This window comes from Mycobacterium sp. ELW1 (assembly GCF_008329905.1).
In the GTDB taxonomy this organism is placed as follows: Bacteria; Actinomycetota; Actinomycetes; order Mycobacteriales; family Mycobacteriaceae; genus Mycobacterium.
Genome location: NZ_CP032155.1, coordinates 2369035 through 2384230 on the forward strand (window position 1 = coordinate 2369035; position 15196 = coordinate 2384230).

The following is a 15196-nucleotide window of genomic DNA, read 5'->3' on the forward strand; positions in this document are numbered from 1 at the left end:
CACCCCAGCGTGACGTGGGTAGGCGAGTGGCCTCAGACCAGCGTGGCCTTCAGCGAGGACAGGTCGGTCTTCATCAGGACGACGTTGTAGTTGCCCCACAGCGACATGTTCCAGTACAGCGTGCTCTCGTCCGGATTTCCGTTGCTGTCGACCAGCTTTCCGGTGCCCGACCACGGATGGATCATCGGCGCGTACAGCCCGGGATACGTTGCGGACGTCGCCACCGTGATCGGTGCCGACCAGGCATCCTCGGGGGAGTCGGCGTAGCGCATCTTGATGTTGTTGTTGCCGTCGCCGTACATCATCACGTACTTGCCCAGATACTCGTTGTACTGGACCGACATCTCGCTGACGTTGCCGCCCGTCTTGGCGCCGAACAGGCCGCCGAGCATTCCGCCCAAAACCTTCGGGTTGTTCGCCCAGTCGATGACGGGCCCGAAAAGCCCCGCGGAACGGGTGGAATCGCCGACGATCGGCGTGGCCGCGACGGGCTTGCCGGTGACCCAGGTGCTCGTGGTCGCGTTCCAGTACTGGTACTTGGCCAGGTTGTTCACGTCGTCGACGGCGACCCGTGACAGATAGGCCGAGCCGGCGCGACCCGACGGGGTGCCGAACGCGTAGAGGTACTGGGTGTCGCCCTCGGCGACCTGATCGGCCGGTTGCAGGACGTAGGCCGCCTGCTGGAAATTCTGGTTGCCGGGGACGTAGGGCTTCGTCGAGCCGAACCAGCTCGCCGAGCGGATGGTCGACCGCTGCAGCACCCACTTGTCGGTGGCTGGGTCGTACATCGAGATCGCCGAGTAATTGGTGGTCCAGCGCCCCGGGGTGTCCCACGACTTGACCGACATGTAGTTGACGTACTGCTCGTTGTTCACCGAGATGGCCGATGTCGGGATGACCGTCACCTCGGAACCCAGGAACGGGAACAGCACGCCGGAATTGCGCGGGATGAACTGGTAGGCGTAGCCGGTCTGCAGCAGCGTCAGTCCGTTGGTCAGGTTCTTGTCCTGGCTGAGCAGCAGGACATTGGACCGCCAGTCGCCGGTCATGCCCGGCGCGCTGAAGGTGTCCCCGAACGCCAGCTGGATATTGCCGGTCAGCCCGTTCTCCCACATGATGCCGAGGTCGGTGCCGTAGATCCCGAAGCCCTTGGTGTTGTTCGTCTGCGGCCATCCGATGCCGGGGTAGGCGTTGTTCGCCTGCCCGGTCACCCAGCCGACCGGATACGACGGGATGACGGTGGGTGCTGTTGCCGCTGCTGCGGCTGACGCCGCGGCGCTGGCAGCTGCCTCGCGTTTGGAGGTTGCCACGCCGGCGGTATCGGTCGTCACGCCGACGGCGGACACCAGCGCGGTCACGACCTTCGGTGCGGTGGGTTTCGCCGCGGCGCTGACCGCGCCGGCCTTGGGGGTGGCGGCAGCCTCGGGCGCCTTGTTGGCACTGCGTGCGGTCAGCTTGTTCGAGGTGCGGGCCGACGATGCGGTCGCCTTCGGCTTCGAGGGCCCGGACGAGCCGGTGCTGGACGACCCGGTGCTGGACGAGCTGTGTGACGACGAGCCCGAGTCGCCCGAGCCGGACCCCTCCGCCCACGCCGCGCCGGCGCCGGCGAGGATCGCCACCCCGACACCCAATCCCACTGCCAGGCCGCCGATGCGGCCCACATACGCCGAGGCATTATTCGTCGAACCCATTACTGCTTCCCCTTAGAAAACGCTGAGAAGACGGTACCGCACCTGGCAAACCCCGTGGCCGACTCGGAGTCACAAGTCTGCAAACAAATTCGCGGGCCATGCAATGACGAGAAGCCGGTCGGCGTTGGTGATCACGGCCTGCGGGTCGGCACCCCGGCGAACCCGCCGGCCGGCATCGCGGGGCCACGAGGGAAACATCACCTCGGCATGAATGTTTGCCAATTCCCGCGCTCCGTGGCAAGATCTCCGCCTGAACAGGCATTCAGGCCTATCTAAGGCCCCCGGCGAGGGCGAGTTCGCCGCTTTCGGTAAAGGATTCCCATGAATTCGCCCTCAGTTTCTGCCCGTATCGCTGCGGTCATCGGTGGTGCCGCACTCGTCGCCATGGCGTCGTTTGTCTCGTCCTGCAGCAAGAACGAGAACCCGGCCCCGTCGCCTTCGGTGTCGACCACGACGTCCTCCACGTCACCGAGCCCATCGGCGACACCCACCGAGAAGGGTCTCAACCCCTCGAACCCCAACAAGTTCAGCCCGACGGTGATCGCTCCGCCGGCCCCCACCGAATCGGGCGGCAATCACCACCACGGCCTCAACGGGATTGGCTGAGCTCCCGCGCGATAGCGGCGTGATACCGGTCGATATTGGCCGGGTTGACGATCCGGAAGAAGCCGTCGGGCATCGGCGCGTCCTTGGGCGCCTCGATCGTCATCGTGCGCGTGAACAACGTGATGTCCGCTCCGGGCGTGGTGAAGTGGTACTGGACGGTGATCCGCCCGTCCATTCCGCCGTTGCCGTCGCGGTCGTGGCCCAGCCGGCCCACCGAGGTGAACACCCACAGTTTCGGTCGCACGGCGATCGCCAAGTGCCAGGTGAAGATCCGGTCCCCGTCGGGGCCGCCCTCCTCCCAGGTGTCGCCCACGGCCAGCGGCAGCGTGTCGAGCTTTCCCACGTAGTTGCTGCCGGGGTAGGTCTTGGTCCAGTTGGCCGGATTGGTGACGAAGTCGTAGATCGTCTCCGGTGATTGGCTGAAGGCCGTCTCCGAGCTGGTGGTCACGATGCCCAATTGCGTTGCCTTTCTTGTCGGCTGTTCGCGCAGTTTACACTTTCTCTTGAATTTGTAACTACGCGCGCCGCGGCGGCGGTATGGTCCACCGGTGCGTTCAGCTGCGCGATTCGGCGTCCATCTCGGCCGCGGTATGCGGCGTCTTGCCCTCGACGGTGTCCTCGGTGCCAGGCGGTCGTTTCCGCGCCGGATCGCCGACCTGACGCCAACGGCGTTGTCCGCGATCATCGGCCGCCCTGTCGACTCGGTGGCCGTCCTGGACGGCGCGACAGGCACGTCGAGCCGTGCCCGGCTCGGACTCACCGGTGTCGACGTGCCGCCGTCGGTGTTCGTGAAGATGCCCGCCGCCACCGCCGCAATCAGAATGCTGGGGGAGCTGGCCGGACTCGGGGAGACCGAGGCTCGGTTCTACCGTGATCTGGCACCCGAACTGGGGCCGGGGATTCCGCGGTCATACGGCTCGGCGTTCGACCCACTGACGGGCCGGTACGTGATCGTGTTGGAGGACATGTCCCGCACGCCGTGCGAGTTCCCCGACACCCTGCACCCGCTGTCCACCGACCAGATGGCCCAAGTCGTCGAAACGCTGGCCGGACTGCACGCCACGTTCTGGGGGCGGTTACCGCAAAAGTCCGGTGGCAGTGGAAAATTCGGCTGGCTGGTAGCGCCGTCAGATGACCCGGCCAATCTCATAACGCCCACGGTGATGCGCACCTCCGCGCGCCGGCTGGCCGGCTCGACGACGATACCCGTGCACGCCGGCCGCTACATCTGGGAAAACTATCCCGCCGTCGCCGAGCTGATCGACAGCGGCCCGCACACCGTCTTGCACGGTGACTCCCATCCCGGAAACACGTTCTTCCGCAACGGTCGTGCCGGATTGCTGGACTGGCAGGTGGTCCGCCGCGGTCATCCGTCGCGTGACCTCGCCTACGCGATCGTGCTCGGCACCCCCGCCATCGACCGCGGAACTGTGGAGCGCGACCTGCTCGATACGTATCGGAGCGCACTGGCCGGTCGCGGCGGCCCACAGTTCGACCGTGACGAACTGTGGACGCGTTACCGGCAAGCCGTTGCGCACCCGTATTTTTCAGCGCTGGGTACGGCGGGCCTCGGTGGCATGCAGTCCGAAGGCATTGCCCTGGAGGGTCTGCAGCGTGCGGTGACGGCACTCGAGGAACTCGAGACCGTCACCGCGCTGAAGCACGGGCGCTGAGGTTACTTGGCGCAGTTGATCGTGACGTAGGCGATGCCCTGGGCGCCCGCCGAGCCCTGCGTGTTGATATCAGTCACCGTGCACTGCGACAACCCCCCGTTGGGGACGCCGTTCTCGTACTGCAGGGAGACGTCATAGCCCGCGGCGTCGAGGTCACGGATGGTGGCGGCGGCCGACTCCGATCCAGGTTCCGGGATGCTCGGAGGATCGGCAACGGCCAACGGGGCCAGCACAATCGACGTACCGACACCAATCAGCAGTGTCGCGACGCAGCGCAGTTCGAACGACATCAAAGTCCTTCCATCGATGGCCGGCCTACAGGGCTGCAGTCAAGGATGACAGCAAAGTCATGGCCCGACTTGCCACTGTGCGAACAGCGGCTGAACAGGTGCCGAACAGCCGACGACTGACCAGGTCACAGCGCTGCGGTGATCATGTCGGGCCGCCGGGCGCGTTCGCGCTCGCGTCCGCCGGCCGCCGGTCCGCCGCCTCCTGAGGCGTCGGCCACGCTTCCGGAAGCGGGCGCTGACGCACCCGCTGCGGCCACCAGAACCACCGGCCCAGCAGGGCCGCGATCGACGGCGTCATGAACGAGCGAATCACCAGGGTGTCGAACAATAGGCCCAGGGCGATCGTCGTTCCCACCTGGCCGCCGACCCGAAGCGGACTGACCGCCATCGAGGCCATGGTGAAGGCGAAGACCAGACCGGCCGACGTCACCACCGATCCGCTGCCGCCCATGGCCCGGATGATGCCGGTGTTGAGCCCGGCGTGGATCTCCTCCTTGAACCGGGCGACCAGTAGCAGGTTGTAGTCCGATCCCACCGCCAACAGGATGATCACCGCCATCGCGATGACGAGCCAGTGCAACGGTTGACCCAGAATGTGTTGCCACAGTAGGACTGACAGCCCGAACGACGCTCCGAGCGACAGCACCACCGTGCCGACGATCACCGCCGCCGCCACGACGCTTCGGGTGATCACCAGCATGATGATGAAGATCAGACACAGCGCCGCGATACCGGCGATCATCAGGTCGTAGTTGGCGCCGTGCTGCATGTCCTTGTAGACCGAGGCCGTACCGCCGAGATAGACCCTCGAGCCCTCCAGCGGGGTGCCCTTGATCGCCTCGAACGCGGCGTTCTTGATCTTGTCGATGTGCGAGATGCCTTCCGGCGTTGCGGGATCTCCTTCGTGGGAGATGATGAACCGCACCGCTTTTCCGTCCGGCGAGACGAACATCTTCAGGCCGCGCTTGAATTCCGGGTTGTCGAACACCTCGGGCGGCAGATAGAACGAGTCGTCGTTCTTCGACGCGTCGTAGGCCTGCCCCAGTGCCGTGGCGTTCTGCTGCATGGCGTCCATCTGATCCTGCAGACCACCCATCGTGGACTGCATCGTCAGCATGGTGGTCTTCATGGTCTTCATGGTCGCGATCATCGGCGGCATGACCTCGAGCATCTTGGGCATCAGGACGTCGAGTCTGTCCATGTCGACCACCAGTGCCCCGAGATCGTCACTGAGCGTGTCGATTCCGTCGAGCGAGTCGAAGATCGACCGCATCGACCAGCAGATCGGGATGTCGAAGCAATGTGGTTCCCAATAGAGGTAGCTGCGGATCGGCCGGAAGAAGTCGTCGAAATCTGAGATGTTGTCCCGGATCTCGTTGGTGTCGGCCACCATCTGCTTGGTCTTGCCCACCATGCTGTGGGTGATTCCGACCATCTCTTTGGTCAGCGCCAGCATGCGCTCCATGGTGTCGATGGTGACCTGCAGCTCGTCACCCATCTTCAGCATGTCCTTCATGCGGTCCTGCAGATAGGACATGTTCATCGTCTGGTTGGTGCCCTGCATGCTGATGATGAAGGGGATCGAGGTGTGCTCGATCGGGGTGCCGAGCGGGCGCGTGATCGTTTGCACCCGACCGATGCCCGGAATGTGGAAGACCGTCTTGGCGATTCGGTCGACGACGAGCATGTCGGCCGGGTTGCGCACGTCGTGGTCGGTTTCGAGCAGCAGGAGTTCGGGATTCATCCGGGCTTGCGGGAAGTGCCGGTCGGCGGCCGCGTAACCCTGGTTGGCCGGGATGCTGCCGGGCAGGTAATAGCGGTCGTTGTAGTTGGTCTTGTACGACGGGAGCGCGAGCAGGCCGATCAAGGACAGCGCGATCGAGGCGACCAGGATCGGTCCGGGCCAGCGGACCACCGCGGCGCCGACTCGTCGCCAGGTGCGGGTGTTCATCTTCCGCTTGGGTTCGAACAGGCCGAACCGGCCGCCGATCGAGATGACGGCCGCGCCGAGGGTCAGTGCCGCGATGACCACGACGAGCATGCCGATGGCCAGCGGGAAGCCCAGCGATTGGAAGTACGGCAGCCGGGTGAAGTGCAGACAGAACGTCGCGCCGGCGATGGTCAGGCCCGAGCCCAGGATCACGTGGGACGTGCCGTGATACATCGAGTAGAAGGCCGTCTCGCGGTCGTCACCGGCCAGCCTCGCCTCGTGATAGCGGCCGATCAGGAATATCGCGTAGTCGGTCGCGGCGGCGATGGCCAAGGTGGCGAGCAGGTTCACCGCGAACGTCGACAGGCCGATGAGTTCGTAGTGGCCGAGGAAGGCGATGACCCCTCGTGCCGCGGTGAGCTCGGTGAACACCATGACGAGCACGAGGATCACCGTCGTGATGGACCGGTAGACCAGGAGCAACATCACGAAGATCACGCCGATGGTGATGGCTTCGATCAGCTTGACCGCGGAGTCGCCCGCGTTGTGCTGGTCGTGGCTCAGCGCGGTCGGGCCGGTGACGTAGACCTTCATTCCGGCCGGCGGGGGATTGTCGTTGACGATCTTGGTGACCGCGTCGATCGATTCGTTGGCCAGGGCCTCGCCCTGGTTGCCGGCAAGGTACAGCTGGACGTAGGCGGCCTTGCCGTCCGCGCTCTGGGAGCCGGCGGCGGTCAGCGGGTCGCCCCAGAAGTCCTGGATGTGCTCGACGTGCTTGGTATCGGCGCGCAGCTTCTGCATCAAGCCGTCGTAGTAGTGGTGCGCCTCGGGGCCCAGCTGCTGATCGCTTTCCAGCAGCACCATCGCGCTGCTGTTGGAGTCGAACTCCTGAAAGTCCTTGCCGACCTTCTTCATCGCCTTCATCGACGGCGCGTCCTCGGGTGCCAACGAGACCGTGTGCTCCTGGCTCACCTGTTCCAGCGACGGAACCGCGACACTGAGCACGACGACCAGACCCAGCCAGAGCAGGACGATCGGCACCGAGAACGCCCGGACGAACCGGGGGATCAACGGATTCTTCTTGGGCGGGGTCTGCAGGTCGATCATGCGGACTTCACCAGGCAGAACGTCTGGGCGTTGACGCCGGTCGAGGTCTTCTCGTCCTTGAGCACGCCGTCGACGAGGATGCGGCACCCGATGGTGTCGGTGTCGCCCTGGGCGACGATGTTGGCGCTGGCGGCCGGGGCGGTCGTGGTGAGCGTCAGCGACCAGGGCAGCGTGATGTCACGGGCGATCTGTGGTTGTGCGTCCAGGTCCAGATAGTTGATGGTTGCCACAGCGCCTTCGGGGCCAAAGATCTGATAGGTCACTTGCTTGGGGTTGAACGGCTTGGTGTCGTTGGCCAGGCCGCTGCCGGGACGGGTGAGCTCGGTCTTTCCGAAGACGCCGTGCAGACGGAAAACGCCGAATGCGGCGATGGCCACCACAACCACGATGAGCAGCGGAATCCACGCCCGCCTCAGTGCCTTGACCATAGGATTCCCCGACGAACTACGACGCCGGCACGGACAGCGCGGTGACTCCTTCGGCGCCGTTCGTGAGCGCGGCCGTCCGTCCCATCTCAACCCCGTTTTCCTGTATGTCGCGACAGCTTAGCTGACTTAACGTAAGAGATTAGCTCACTTAATTGATCGGACGATACCCCCGGTAACGGCTCCGATGGATTCTCCCTGGGCGTTCGTGCCCGAGGTCACATCGCCGGCCGAAGTCGGCTGTGGTCACACTCGACGCGAGCCGATTTCAGCGTCACGCGGTCAATTGTGCGGGATGGCTCTTGCGACAGTGGTTAGCTGTCCTACAATCTTGGCCATGAACGTTACGAGGCTTGCCATGGCCGCTGTTGCGGCCGTCGCGGCGCCGATCGTGCTGGCCGCGCCGTCGCACGCCGACCCCGACACCGATTTCGCCAATCAGTTGCACACCTTCGGGATCTACGGGCCTCGTGACTACAACGCGTGGATCGGCAAGATCACCTGCAAGCGTCTGGCCACCGGCCTGGACAAGGATGCCTACGCCTCGGCGAAGTTCCTGGTGACCAACCTGCCGCTGGGCACCAACCAGGGCCAGGCTCTGCAGTTCCTCGGCGCTGCGATCGGCACCTACTGCCCGGACCAGGTCGGCGTCCTGCAGAGGGCTTCCGCAGGCTAGACCAGCCAGCCCGATGGCAGGCCCCGTCGACCGGGTAGTCGCACAGGACGTGCCCGGCGCACCCGACGCGGTGCGCGCCCACTATGTCGATCTGAACAACATCAAGGACGTGCACCCGCTGGTGGTGTCGGTCGAGACGCTGTCGCACACCGCCACCGACGACGGCGGCTACGTCCAGGTCTATCGGGTCCGTGACCGCATCCCGCTGGGCATTGTGACCCTTCCCATCACCTATACGGCGCGACTCGAGGTGCCGACGTCCGGTCCGGTCCGCACCGAGGCCCGTCAGTTCCCGGCCGTTCGGCTGGACTCGGTGGTGTCCTTCGACCCGATCCCCACCGGAACCCGGCTGACCGAACGGATCCGGTTCACCGCGCCCTGGCCGCTGCTCGGTGTCACCGTGCGGCAGGCGGTCGACGCCCACGAGGAGATGCTGGCCGGTATTCGCCGGCACTTCGAGCAGAGGGTCTAGCCCGCCGTCTTGCCGTTGTCGACGTTGTAGACCGCGCCGTGGATCGTCGTCGCATCGTCGCTCGCCAGGAATGCGATCACCTTCGCCACATCGGCGGGCGCCATCATCCCGCGGGGCGCGGCGATACGCATGATCAGATCCCAGTCGGCGTCCTCGGGGGTCTTGAACTCGGTCACCTGCGGGGTGAGCATGCCGCCGGGGCAGATGACGTTCACCCGCAGCTGTTCCTTGGTGTATTCGATCGCCAAGGCCTTCGTCATTCCGACCAGCCCGTGCTTGGCCGCGCAGTACGCCGCCGAATAGACCTCGCCCTCGATACCGGCGATCGAGGCGACGTTGACGATGTTGCCGCCGACCTCCAGCAGCTTCGGCAGCGCCGCGCGGGTCAGATAGAACGGGCCGTTGAGGTTGACGGCGAGGTCGTAATCCCAGTCCTCGTCGGTGACCGACGTGGTGCGCCGCATCTGGTGGAAGCCCGCCGCGTTGACCAGCACGTCGAGCCGGCCGAAGTGTTCCACGCACTGCGCCACGGCGTCCCGACAGGCCTGCGCGCTGGTGATGTCGACCGACGAATACGTCCCGCCCGGAACGGATTCGAACACCGTCGCCATTCGCTCGGCGTCGCGGGCGATGCCGAAGACCGACGCTCCCCGCTCGGCGAACACCTGCGCCGTCGCGGCGCCGAGGCCCGACGACGCGCCGGTCACCAGGGCGACCTTCCCATCCAGCTGTGTCATAACCCGACCCTTCGCTCAAGCGTGTACGTCGCGAAGTCCCTTCGCGTTGCGCAGTCCCGAGCAGTTGTAGCACCCGACGCAGCCAACACAGTCGGTGCATCTCACACAGCCGACGCAGGCGGTGCAGCCACGGCACGCGACGCAGGCCAGGCACGCTACGCATTTACGTAGCCGCACCGAGAAGACGGAGAGCACGCTGCCCGCGATGAGCGCTCCCCGAGGTGGCCACCGAGCCGACCACGAGGGCGCTGCCCGAGGTGGCGATGGATCCGACGACGGCGGCGCTGCCCGCGGTCGCGATCGAGGCATTGACCACCGCGCTGCCGACGGTGGCGATCGACCCGGCGACGACCGCGCTGCTGATGGTGCTGACTGATCCGGCCACGACCGCGCTGTCGGTGGTGGCGACCGAGCCGGCCACGGTGGCCGGCTCGGAGGGTTCGATGACGGCAAGTGTTTTCACGCCACGAGCATCTCAGCCTGCGCGCGGTCGCGCAGGTGGTATGGCCGCCAGGAGTTCGCGGGTGTACTCCTGCTCGGGTGCGCTGAGAAGTTCGGCGGCGGGCCGGTATTCGACCGTGGCGCCGTCGCGGAGCACCAGCACGTCGTGGCTCATCCGTTCCACGACCGCGAGGTCATGCGAGATGAACAGGTAGGTCAGCCCGAGGTCGCGTTGCAGATCGGCGAGTAGATCCAGGATCCGGGACTGGACCGAGACGTCGAGGGATGCCGTTGCCTCGTCGAGGATGACCAGTTCCGGTTCGACCGCCAGCGCCCGGGCGATGCTGACCCGCTGCTGCTGGCCTCCGGACAGCTCATGCGGATAACGCGACGCGAACTCGCCCGGTAGGCCGACCAGCTCCAGCAGTTCGGCCACCCGTTCGGTGCGCGCCTGCCTGTCACGCCGAATCTTGTGTACCGCAAGGGGTTCGGCGATCGCCGAGCCGATGCGGGCGCGTGGGTCGAGTGCCGCGAACGGGTCCTGCAGCACCAGGCTGATCCGGCGGCGCAGCGCTTTCTCGTCCGAGCCGCGCACGCCGAGGATGTCCACCCCGTCCAGCGTCGCCGTGCCCGAGGTGGGGTTGACCAGTCCGGTCAGCGCCCCGGCCACCGTCGACTTGCCGGACCCGGATTCGCCGACCAGGCCCAGGGTGGTGCCGCGGCGGATCTGGAACGAGACGTCGGTGACGGCGGTCTGCCCGCCGAAGTCCACGTGGAGTTCGTCGACGTCCAGCAGAACGGCGGCATCAGCCGGTGCGGGCGGCGGTCCGCCGGAGCCGATCAGCGGCCGTGCGTCGAGCAGTTCGCGGGTGTAGGGGTGGTTGGGCCGGTCGAAGATGTCGAGGATCGGCGCCTGCTCCACCGACAGCCCGTCCTGCAGCACAGTGACGGTGTCGGCCACCTGCCCGACGAGGCCCAGATCGTGACTGATCCACACCACCGCGGCGCCGAAGTCGCGTTGCAGGTCCTTGATCAGCGCGACGATCTGCGCCTGCGTTGTCACGTCCAGGGCAGTGGTCGGTTCGTCGGCGACCAGAAGTTCCGGGTCGCAGGCCAGCGCGATCGCCACCATCACCCGTTGCCGTTGACCGCCCGAGAGCTGGTGCGGGTAACTGTCCAGGCGACGGTGCGCCTCGGGCAGCCCGACGGCTTCCAACAGGTCGAGTGCGCGCTGCCGGGCCCTGCGTCGGGTCAGGTTCTTGTGTGTCTGAAGGGATTCGGTGATCTGCCGCTCCAGCGTCAGCAGCGGATTGAGCGACGTTCCGGGGTCCTGGAACACGAAGCCGATACGGCCGCCGTGCACGCTGCGCAGCACCCGGGGTTTCGCATCCACCAGCTGAGTTGTAGACGAATCACCCTTGGCCGCAAGCTGACTCGATCCGGTCGTCATCGCGCCCGGGGTGTCGAGCAGACCGGTGGCCGCCAGTGCGGTCATCGTCTTGCCCGACCCGGATTCGCCGACGATCCCCAACGTCTGCTCGGGCTCGACGTCGAATGAGATGCCCCGCACGATCTCCCGGCGGCCGAGCCGCACCCGCAGGTCGCGGACACTGAGTACGGGCGTCATGAGCGTCGCCCAGCCTCGGTGGAGGTGCGCTGCTTGGGATCCAGCACGTCGCGGAGCCCGTCGCCCAACAGGTTGAACGCGAGCACGATCACGAAGATCGCCGCGCCGGGGAACACCGCCACCCACCATGCCAGCGTGACGAACCCCTGCGAGTCGAAGATCATTCGGCCCAGGGACGGCTGCGGCGGTTGCAGTCCCAGCCCCAGGAACGACAATGCCGCCTCGGAGAGGATCGCGAACGCCAGCGACAGCGACGTCTGCACGATCAGTGGCCCGGCGATATTGGGCAGCACGTGGCGAGCCAGGATGTAGCGGTGCGGGCTGCCCATCGAACGTGACACCGCCACATACGGTTCGATCCGGACGCCCAGTGTGCTGGCCCGGGCAATCCGGGCGAAGATCGGTGTGTAGACCACGCCGATGGCCAGCATGGTGGTGCCCAGCCCCGGGCCGAGGACCGCGACGATCGCCAACGCCAGCAACAGAACCGGGAACGCGAACATGACGTCGACGCATCTCATCAGCACCGTGTCCGCCCAGCCGCCCCGGTACCCGGCGAGCACGCCGACGCTCACCCCGACGACCAGAGCGAACGCGACACTGACCACGGCGACCTCCAGTGACACGCGGGTCGCGATCAGCACCCGCGAGGCGATGTCGCGGCCGAGCTCGTCCGTGCCGAACCAGTGTGCGCCGCTGGGAGCCTGCAGGGCACTTGGCACGTCGACGTCGTTGGCACCTGATGGGGCCAGCCAGGGTGCGCCGAGTGCCGCCAAGACGATGGCCAGTAGCAGTACGGCGCTGATCAAGGCGACCGGATTGCCAAGCAGCAAACGCCAATTCGACTCTCTCATGACAGCCGGATCCGTGGATCGACCACCGCGTACAGCACATCGACGATCAGGTTGATCAGCAGGAAGAGCGCGGCGATCAGCAGCACCGCACCCTGGATCACCGGGTAGTCGCGGGCCGCAACGGCGTTGAAGGTCAGCCGCCCCAACCCCGGCCACGCGAAGACCACCTCGACGACGATCACCCCGCCGAGGATCGTCGCCAGCTGAATGCCGGTGATGGTCAGCACCGGAACCAGCGCGTTGCGCACGATGTGCCGCGACGTGACCACCAGGGGCGGAAGTCCTTTGGACCGGGCGGTTCGCACGTAGCCGGCCTCGGCGACTTCCAGGACCGCGGACCGGACATACCGGGTCATGATCGCTCCGGCCACCAATCCGACCGTCAGGCCGGGCAAGATGATGTGGCGCAGCCAACCGCCCGGATCCTGCAGCAGGGGCCGGTATCCGGAGGTGGGCAACCAGCCCAGAGTCGAGGCGAACAGGCCGATCAGTAGGATCGCCATCCAGAAGTCCGGGATCGAGACCCCGAATTGGCTTGCCACCCGGACGATTCCGTCGCCTGCCCGGCCGCGGTGCAATGCGGAATAGATACCGGCAGGCAGCGCGATGACCAACGCGATCACGATGCCGACCAGCGCCAGTGACACCGTGGCGGGCAGCCGCTCGAGCAGCGTCGCGGTCACCGGTTCGCCGTTGCGGAAGCTGACCCCGAGGTCACCTGTCAGCGCCGAACCGGCATAGGAGAAGAACTGTGCGATCAGCGGGCGGTCGAGACCGCTGGCCGACCGCAAAGCCTGGTAGGCCTCCGGTGTGTACCGGGTGCCCAACGCGATGCGCACCGGGTCGCCGGGGACCAGATGAACCAGCGCGAACACCACGATCAGCACACCGAACATCACCACCGCCGAATACAGCAGCCGCCGCAGCAGGAACGCGATCACGCCGTACCACCTCTCGTCAGGTGGGCTGAGCGGAACCGCACGGCACCGTCCCGGCGGGCCTCGTATCCGGTCAGATTCGTCGACCACGCCTGAATGACCGACGGGTTGTAGAGGTAGATGTAGCTGGCCTTGTCGGCGATGATCGTCGCGGCGCGGGCGTACTCGTCCTGGCGGCGGGCACGGTCGGTCTCCTCGCGCGCCGCGTCCAGAAGCCGGTCGACGTCCGGGTCGGAGAATTTCTGCGCGTTGCTCGAGCCACCGGTGTGGTGCTGGGCGTAGTAGAAGTCGTCGGGATCGATGTTGCCGAGCCACCCCATCATCAGCATGTCGAAGTGGCCGCTGTTCTGTTCGTCGAGCCAGGTCGCGAAGTCGACTGTGCGGATGCTGACGTCGATGCCGACCGCCGCAAGATTGTCGGCGATGATCTGCGCCGCGGTGACCGTCTCCGGGTACTCGCTGGTGACCAGCATGCCCAGCTTCTGCTTGCCGATTCCGGCCTGTCGCAGAAGATCTCGGGCCCGACCCTCGTCGTGACGGTAGCGGTCGTACGGCGTGTACCACGGGTTACCCTGGGGAATCGCAAGCTGATTCGCGGTCGCGGTCCCGTAGCTGGTGGCTTGCACGATCGACGCCCGGTCGATGCCGTAGGCGATGGCCTGCCGTACCCGCTCGTCATTCCACGGCGCGCGTGCCTCGTTGAGCGCCAGATACCAGTAGTCGTTGGAGGGCGTGACGGCCAGGTGTATCGAGTCGTCGCCCTTCAACTGCTCGACACGCTGCGGCGGAATGGCGTCGGTCCAGTCGATCTCACCGGCCTGCAGGGCCGACAACGCCGTCGACGGTTCGGAGATGAACCGGAACGTCACGCCCGGGACTTTCGGGGCGCCGGCCCAGTAGCCCTTGTTCGCGGTCAAGGTGATCGAGTCACCGCTCGTGCGTCCAGTGAAGGCGAACGGTCCGGTGCCCACCGGATGTGTTGCAATCTGGCCGCTTTCGACGTTGCGGCGCTGCACGATCGCCATTCCCTTGAAACCGCCGAGGTTGGTCAGCAGGTTGGGGGTCGGGTGCTGCACGTCGATGACGACCGTCTGCGGGTCGGGTGCGCGCACGTCCCGGACCGCGCTGAGCTTGTCGGCGTTGGCGAGCTTCTCGTCGATGATCCGCCGGTAGGAGTAGACGACATCGGAGGCGCGCAGCGGCGAGCCGTCGTGCCAGCTGACCCCAGGGCGCAGGTGAAAGGTCCAGGTGCGTTGGTCGGGGGAGACCTGCCAGGATTCGGCCAGCGCCGGCCGCATCTCGAGGTTCTCGTCGGGCTCGACCAGGGTGTCGTAGACGTTCTCCAGCACCTCGAAGGAGAAGTAGGAGGTGCTGCGCTGCGGGTCGAGCTGGTCTGGCTCGCCGGCGATCGCAGCCGTGATGTTGCCCGCCGAAGGTCCGCCCAGATCAACCCGCGAGCCCGTCGAACACGCCGCCACCAGCCCGATCATTACGAGGGCAGCGGTCAGCACCGCTGGTCGTCTCATGATGGGATGCGAGTTTCCCGAACCGCTGATGGGTAAACGCCGTCGCTGCGATAATCGGCCGGGGTAGGGACCGGAGGGGACATGGTTACCGTGATGCGCGTGCTCGCCGCGGCTGACCAGCCAGTGCAATCAGGCCCGGCAGGAAAATTACGCGTGCGTGACAAACGCCCGCGACCGCAGCATCGCGGCCGTTACTCGCATTG

The 15196-nt window shown here is 66.1% G+C and carries 14 protein-coding genes and 1 pseudogene; 4 read left to right on the top strand and 11 right to left on the bottom strand.

All coding sequences use genetic code 11. The features are described from left to right. Positions 1-32: 32 nt before the first annotated feature. Positions 33-1691 (bottom strand): glycoside hydrolase family 183 protein, encoded by a 1659-nt coding sequence (locus tag D3H54_RS10970; RefSeq protein ID WP_149379057.1) that lies wholly within the window; start codon positions 1689-1691, stop codon positions 33-35. 321 nt (positions 1692-2012) lie between these two features. On the opposite strand from D3H54_RS10970, the gene D3H54_RS10975 reads away from it, so the two are divergent. Continuing rightward, positions 2013-2297 carry a hypothetical protein gene (locus D3H54_RS10975; protein ID WP_149379058.1) on the top strand — a complete coding sequence of 95 codons (285 nt, stop codon included), beginning with the start codon at positions 2013-2015 and terminating at the stop codon, positions 2295-2297. On the opposite strand, the gene D3H54_RS10980 is transcribed toward D3H54_RS10975, so the two are convergent. Continuing rightward, positions 2281-2754, bottom strand: a complete 474-nt coding sequence (locus D3H54_RS10980; protein WP_149379059.1) for an SRPBCC family protein — start codon at positions 2752-2754, stop codon at positions 2281-2283. The genes D3H54_RS10975 and D3H54_RS10980 overlap by 17 nt on opposite strands. A gap of 133 nt (positions 2755-2887) precedes the next feature. On the opposite strand from D3H54_RS10980, the gene D3H54_RS10985 reads away from it, so the two are divergent. Then, a complete protein-coding gene (locus D3H54_RS10985) occupies positions 2888-3970 on the top strand; it encodes a phosphotransferase family protein (RefSeq protein ID WP_149383467.1) in 1083 nt (360 codons plus the stop codon). 2 nt (positions 3971-3972) lie between these two features. On the opposite strand, the gene D3H54_RS10990 is transcribed toward D3H54_RS10985, so the two are convergent. From D3H54_RS10990 to D3H54_RS11000, 3 genes are all read right to left on the bottom strand, one after another. Beyond that, the gene (locus D3H54_RS10990) at positions 3973-4260 is read right to left on the bottom strand and encodes a hypothetical protein (RefSeq protein ID WP_149379060.1); all 288 of its coding nucleotides are present in this window, start codon (positions 4258-4260) and stop codon (positions 3973-3975) included. Between the two features lie 142 nt (positions 4261-4402). Beyond that, entirely contained in the window at positions 4403-7297 is a 2895-nt protein-coding gene (locus D3H54_RS10995) for an MMPL/RND family transporter (RefSeq protein ID WP_149379061.1), read from the bottom strand. Beyond that, positions 7294-7725 (bottom strand): MmpS family transport accessory protein, encoded by a 432-nt coding sequence (locus D3H54_RS11000; protein WP_083121431.1) that lies wholly within the window; start codon positions 7723-7725, stop codon positions 7294-7296. The genes D3H54_RS10995 and D3H54_RS11000 overlap by 4 nt, the downstream gene beginning before the upstream one ends. Before the next feature lie 334 nt (positions 7726-8059). Between D3H54_RS11000 and D3H54_RS11005 the strand changes: the two genes are divergently transcribed. Further along, complete coding sequence (locus D3H54_RS11005) at positions 8060-8398, top strand: DUF732 domain-containing protein (RefSeq protein WP_168214834.1); 339 nt, start codon at positions 8060-8062, stop codon at positions 8396-8398. Positions 8399-8411: 13 nt separating this feature from the next. Next, entirely contained in the window at positions 8412-8870 is a 459-nt protein-coding gene (locus D3H54_RS11010) for an SRPBCC family protein (RefSeq protein WP_149379062.1), read from the top strand. On the opposite strand, the gene D3H54_RS11015 is transcribed toward D3H54_RS11010, so the two are convergent. The 6 genes and pseudogenes from D3H54_RS11015 to D3H54_RS11040 all read right to left on the bottom strand — a co-directional run bounded on the left by D3H54_RS11015 (position 8867) and on the right by D3H54_RS11040 (position 14993). Then, positions 8867-9607 carry an SDR family NAD(P)-dependent oxidoreductase gene (locus tag D3H54_RS11015; protein ID WP_149379063.1) on the bottom strand — a complete coding sequence of 247 codons (741 nt, stop codon included), beginning with the start codon at positions 9605-9607 and terminating at the stop codon, positions 8867-8869. The genes D3H54_RS11010 and D3H54_RS11015 overlap by 4 nt on opposite strands. A 15-nt stretch (positions 9608-9622) precedes the next feature. Next, positions 9623-10028, bottom strand: a pseudogene (locus D3H54_RS11020) (hypothetical protein). Positions 10029-10082: 54 nt separating this feature from the next. Continuing rightward, complete coding sequence (locus D3H54_RS11025) at positions 10083-11675, bottom strand: dipeptide ABC transporter ATP-binding protein (RefSeq protein ID WP_149379064.1); 1593 nt, start codon at positions 11673-11675, stop codon at positions 10083-10085. Next, positions 11672-12529, bottom strand: coding sequence for an ABC transporter permease (locus tag D3H54_RS11030; protein WP_149379065.1), 858 nt, complete (start codon positions 12527-12529; stop codon positions 11672-11674). The genes D3H54_RS11025 and D3H54_RS11030 overlap by 4 nt, the downstream gene beginning before the upstream one ends. Beyond that, positions 12526-13467, bottom strand: coding sequence for an ABC transporter permease (locus D3H54_RS11035; protein ID WP_432246586.1), 942 nt, complete (start codon positions 13465-13467; stop codon positions 12526-12528). The genes D3H54_RS11030 and D3H54_RS11035 overlap by 4 nt, the downstream gene beginning before the upstream one ends. Then, on the bottom strand, positions 13467-14993 hold the full coding sequence (locus tag D3H54_RS11040) for an ABC transporter substrate-binding protein (protein ID WP_149379066.1): 1527 nt from the start codon (positions 14991-14993) through the stop codon (positions 13467-13469). The genes D3H54_RS11035 and D3H54_RS11040 overlap by 1 nt, the downstream gene beginning before the upstream one ends. Positions 14994-15196 lie beyond the last annotated feature (203 nt).

Bases quoted from the DNA above. Each gene is read 5' to 3' on its own strand.
- D3H54_RS11000 (WP_083121431.1), bottom strand. From the start codon at position 7,725: ATGGTCAAGGCACTGAGGCGGGCGTGGATTCCGCTGCTCATCGTGGTT.
- D3H54_RS11030 (WP_149379065.1), bottom strand. From the start codon at position 12,529: ATGAGAGAGTCGAATTGGCGTTTGCTGCTTGGCAATCCGGTCGCCTTG.
- D3H54_RS11025 (WP_149379064.1), bottom strand. From the start codon at position 11,675: ATGACGCCCGTACTCAGTGTCCGCGACCTGCGGGTGCGGCTCGGCCGC.
- D3H54_RS10990 (WP_149379060.1), bottom strand. From the start codon at position 4,260: ATGTCGTTCGAACTGCGCTGCGTCGCGACACTGCTGATTGGTGTCGGT.
- D3H54_RS10995 (WP_149379061.1), bottom strand. From the start codon at position 7,297: ATGATCGACCTGCAGACCCCGCCCAAGAAGAATCCGTTGATCCCCCGG.
- D3H54_RS11040 (WP_149379066.1), bottom strand. From the start codon at position 14,993: ATGAGACGACCAGCGGTGCTGACCGCTGCCCTCGTAATGATCGGGCTG.
- D3H54_RS11010 (WP_149379062.1), top strand. From the start codon at position 8,412: ATGGCAGGCCCCGTCGACCGGGTAGTCGCACAGGACGTGCCCGGCGCA.
- D3H54_RS11005 (WP_168214834.1), top strand. From the start codon at position 8,060: ATGAACGTTACGAGGCTTGCCATGGCCGCTGTTGCGGCCGTCGCGGCG.
- D3H54_RS10975 (WP_149379058.1), top strand. From the start codon at position 2,013: ATGAATTCGCCCTCAGTTTCTGCCCGTATCGCTGCGGTCATCGGTGGT.
- D3H54_RS10985 (WP_149383467.1), top strand. From the start codon at position 2,888: ATGCGGCGTCTTGCCCTCGACGGTGTCCTCGGTGCCAGGCGGTCGTTT.
- D3H54_RS10970 (WP_149379057.1), bottom strand. From the start codon at position 1,691: ATGGGTTCGACGAATAATGCCTCGGCGTATGTGGGCCGCATCGGCGGC.
- D3H54_RS11015 (WP_149379063.1), bottom strand. From the start codon at position 9,607: ATGACACAGCTGGATGGGAAGGTCGCCCTGGTGACCGGCGCGTCGTCG.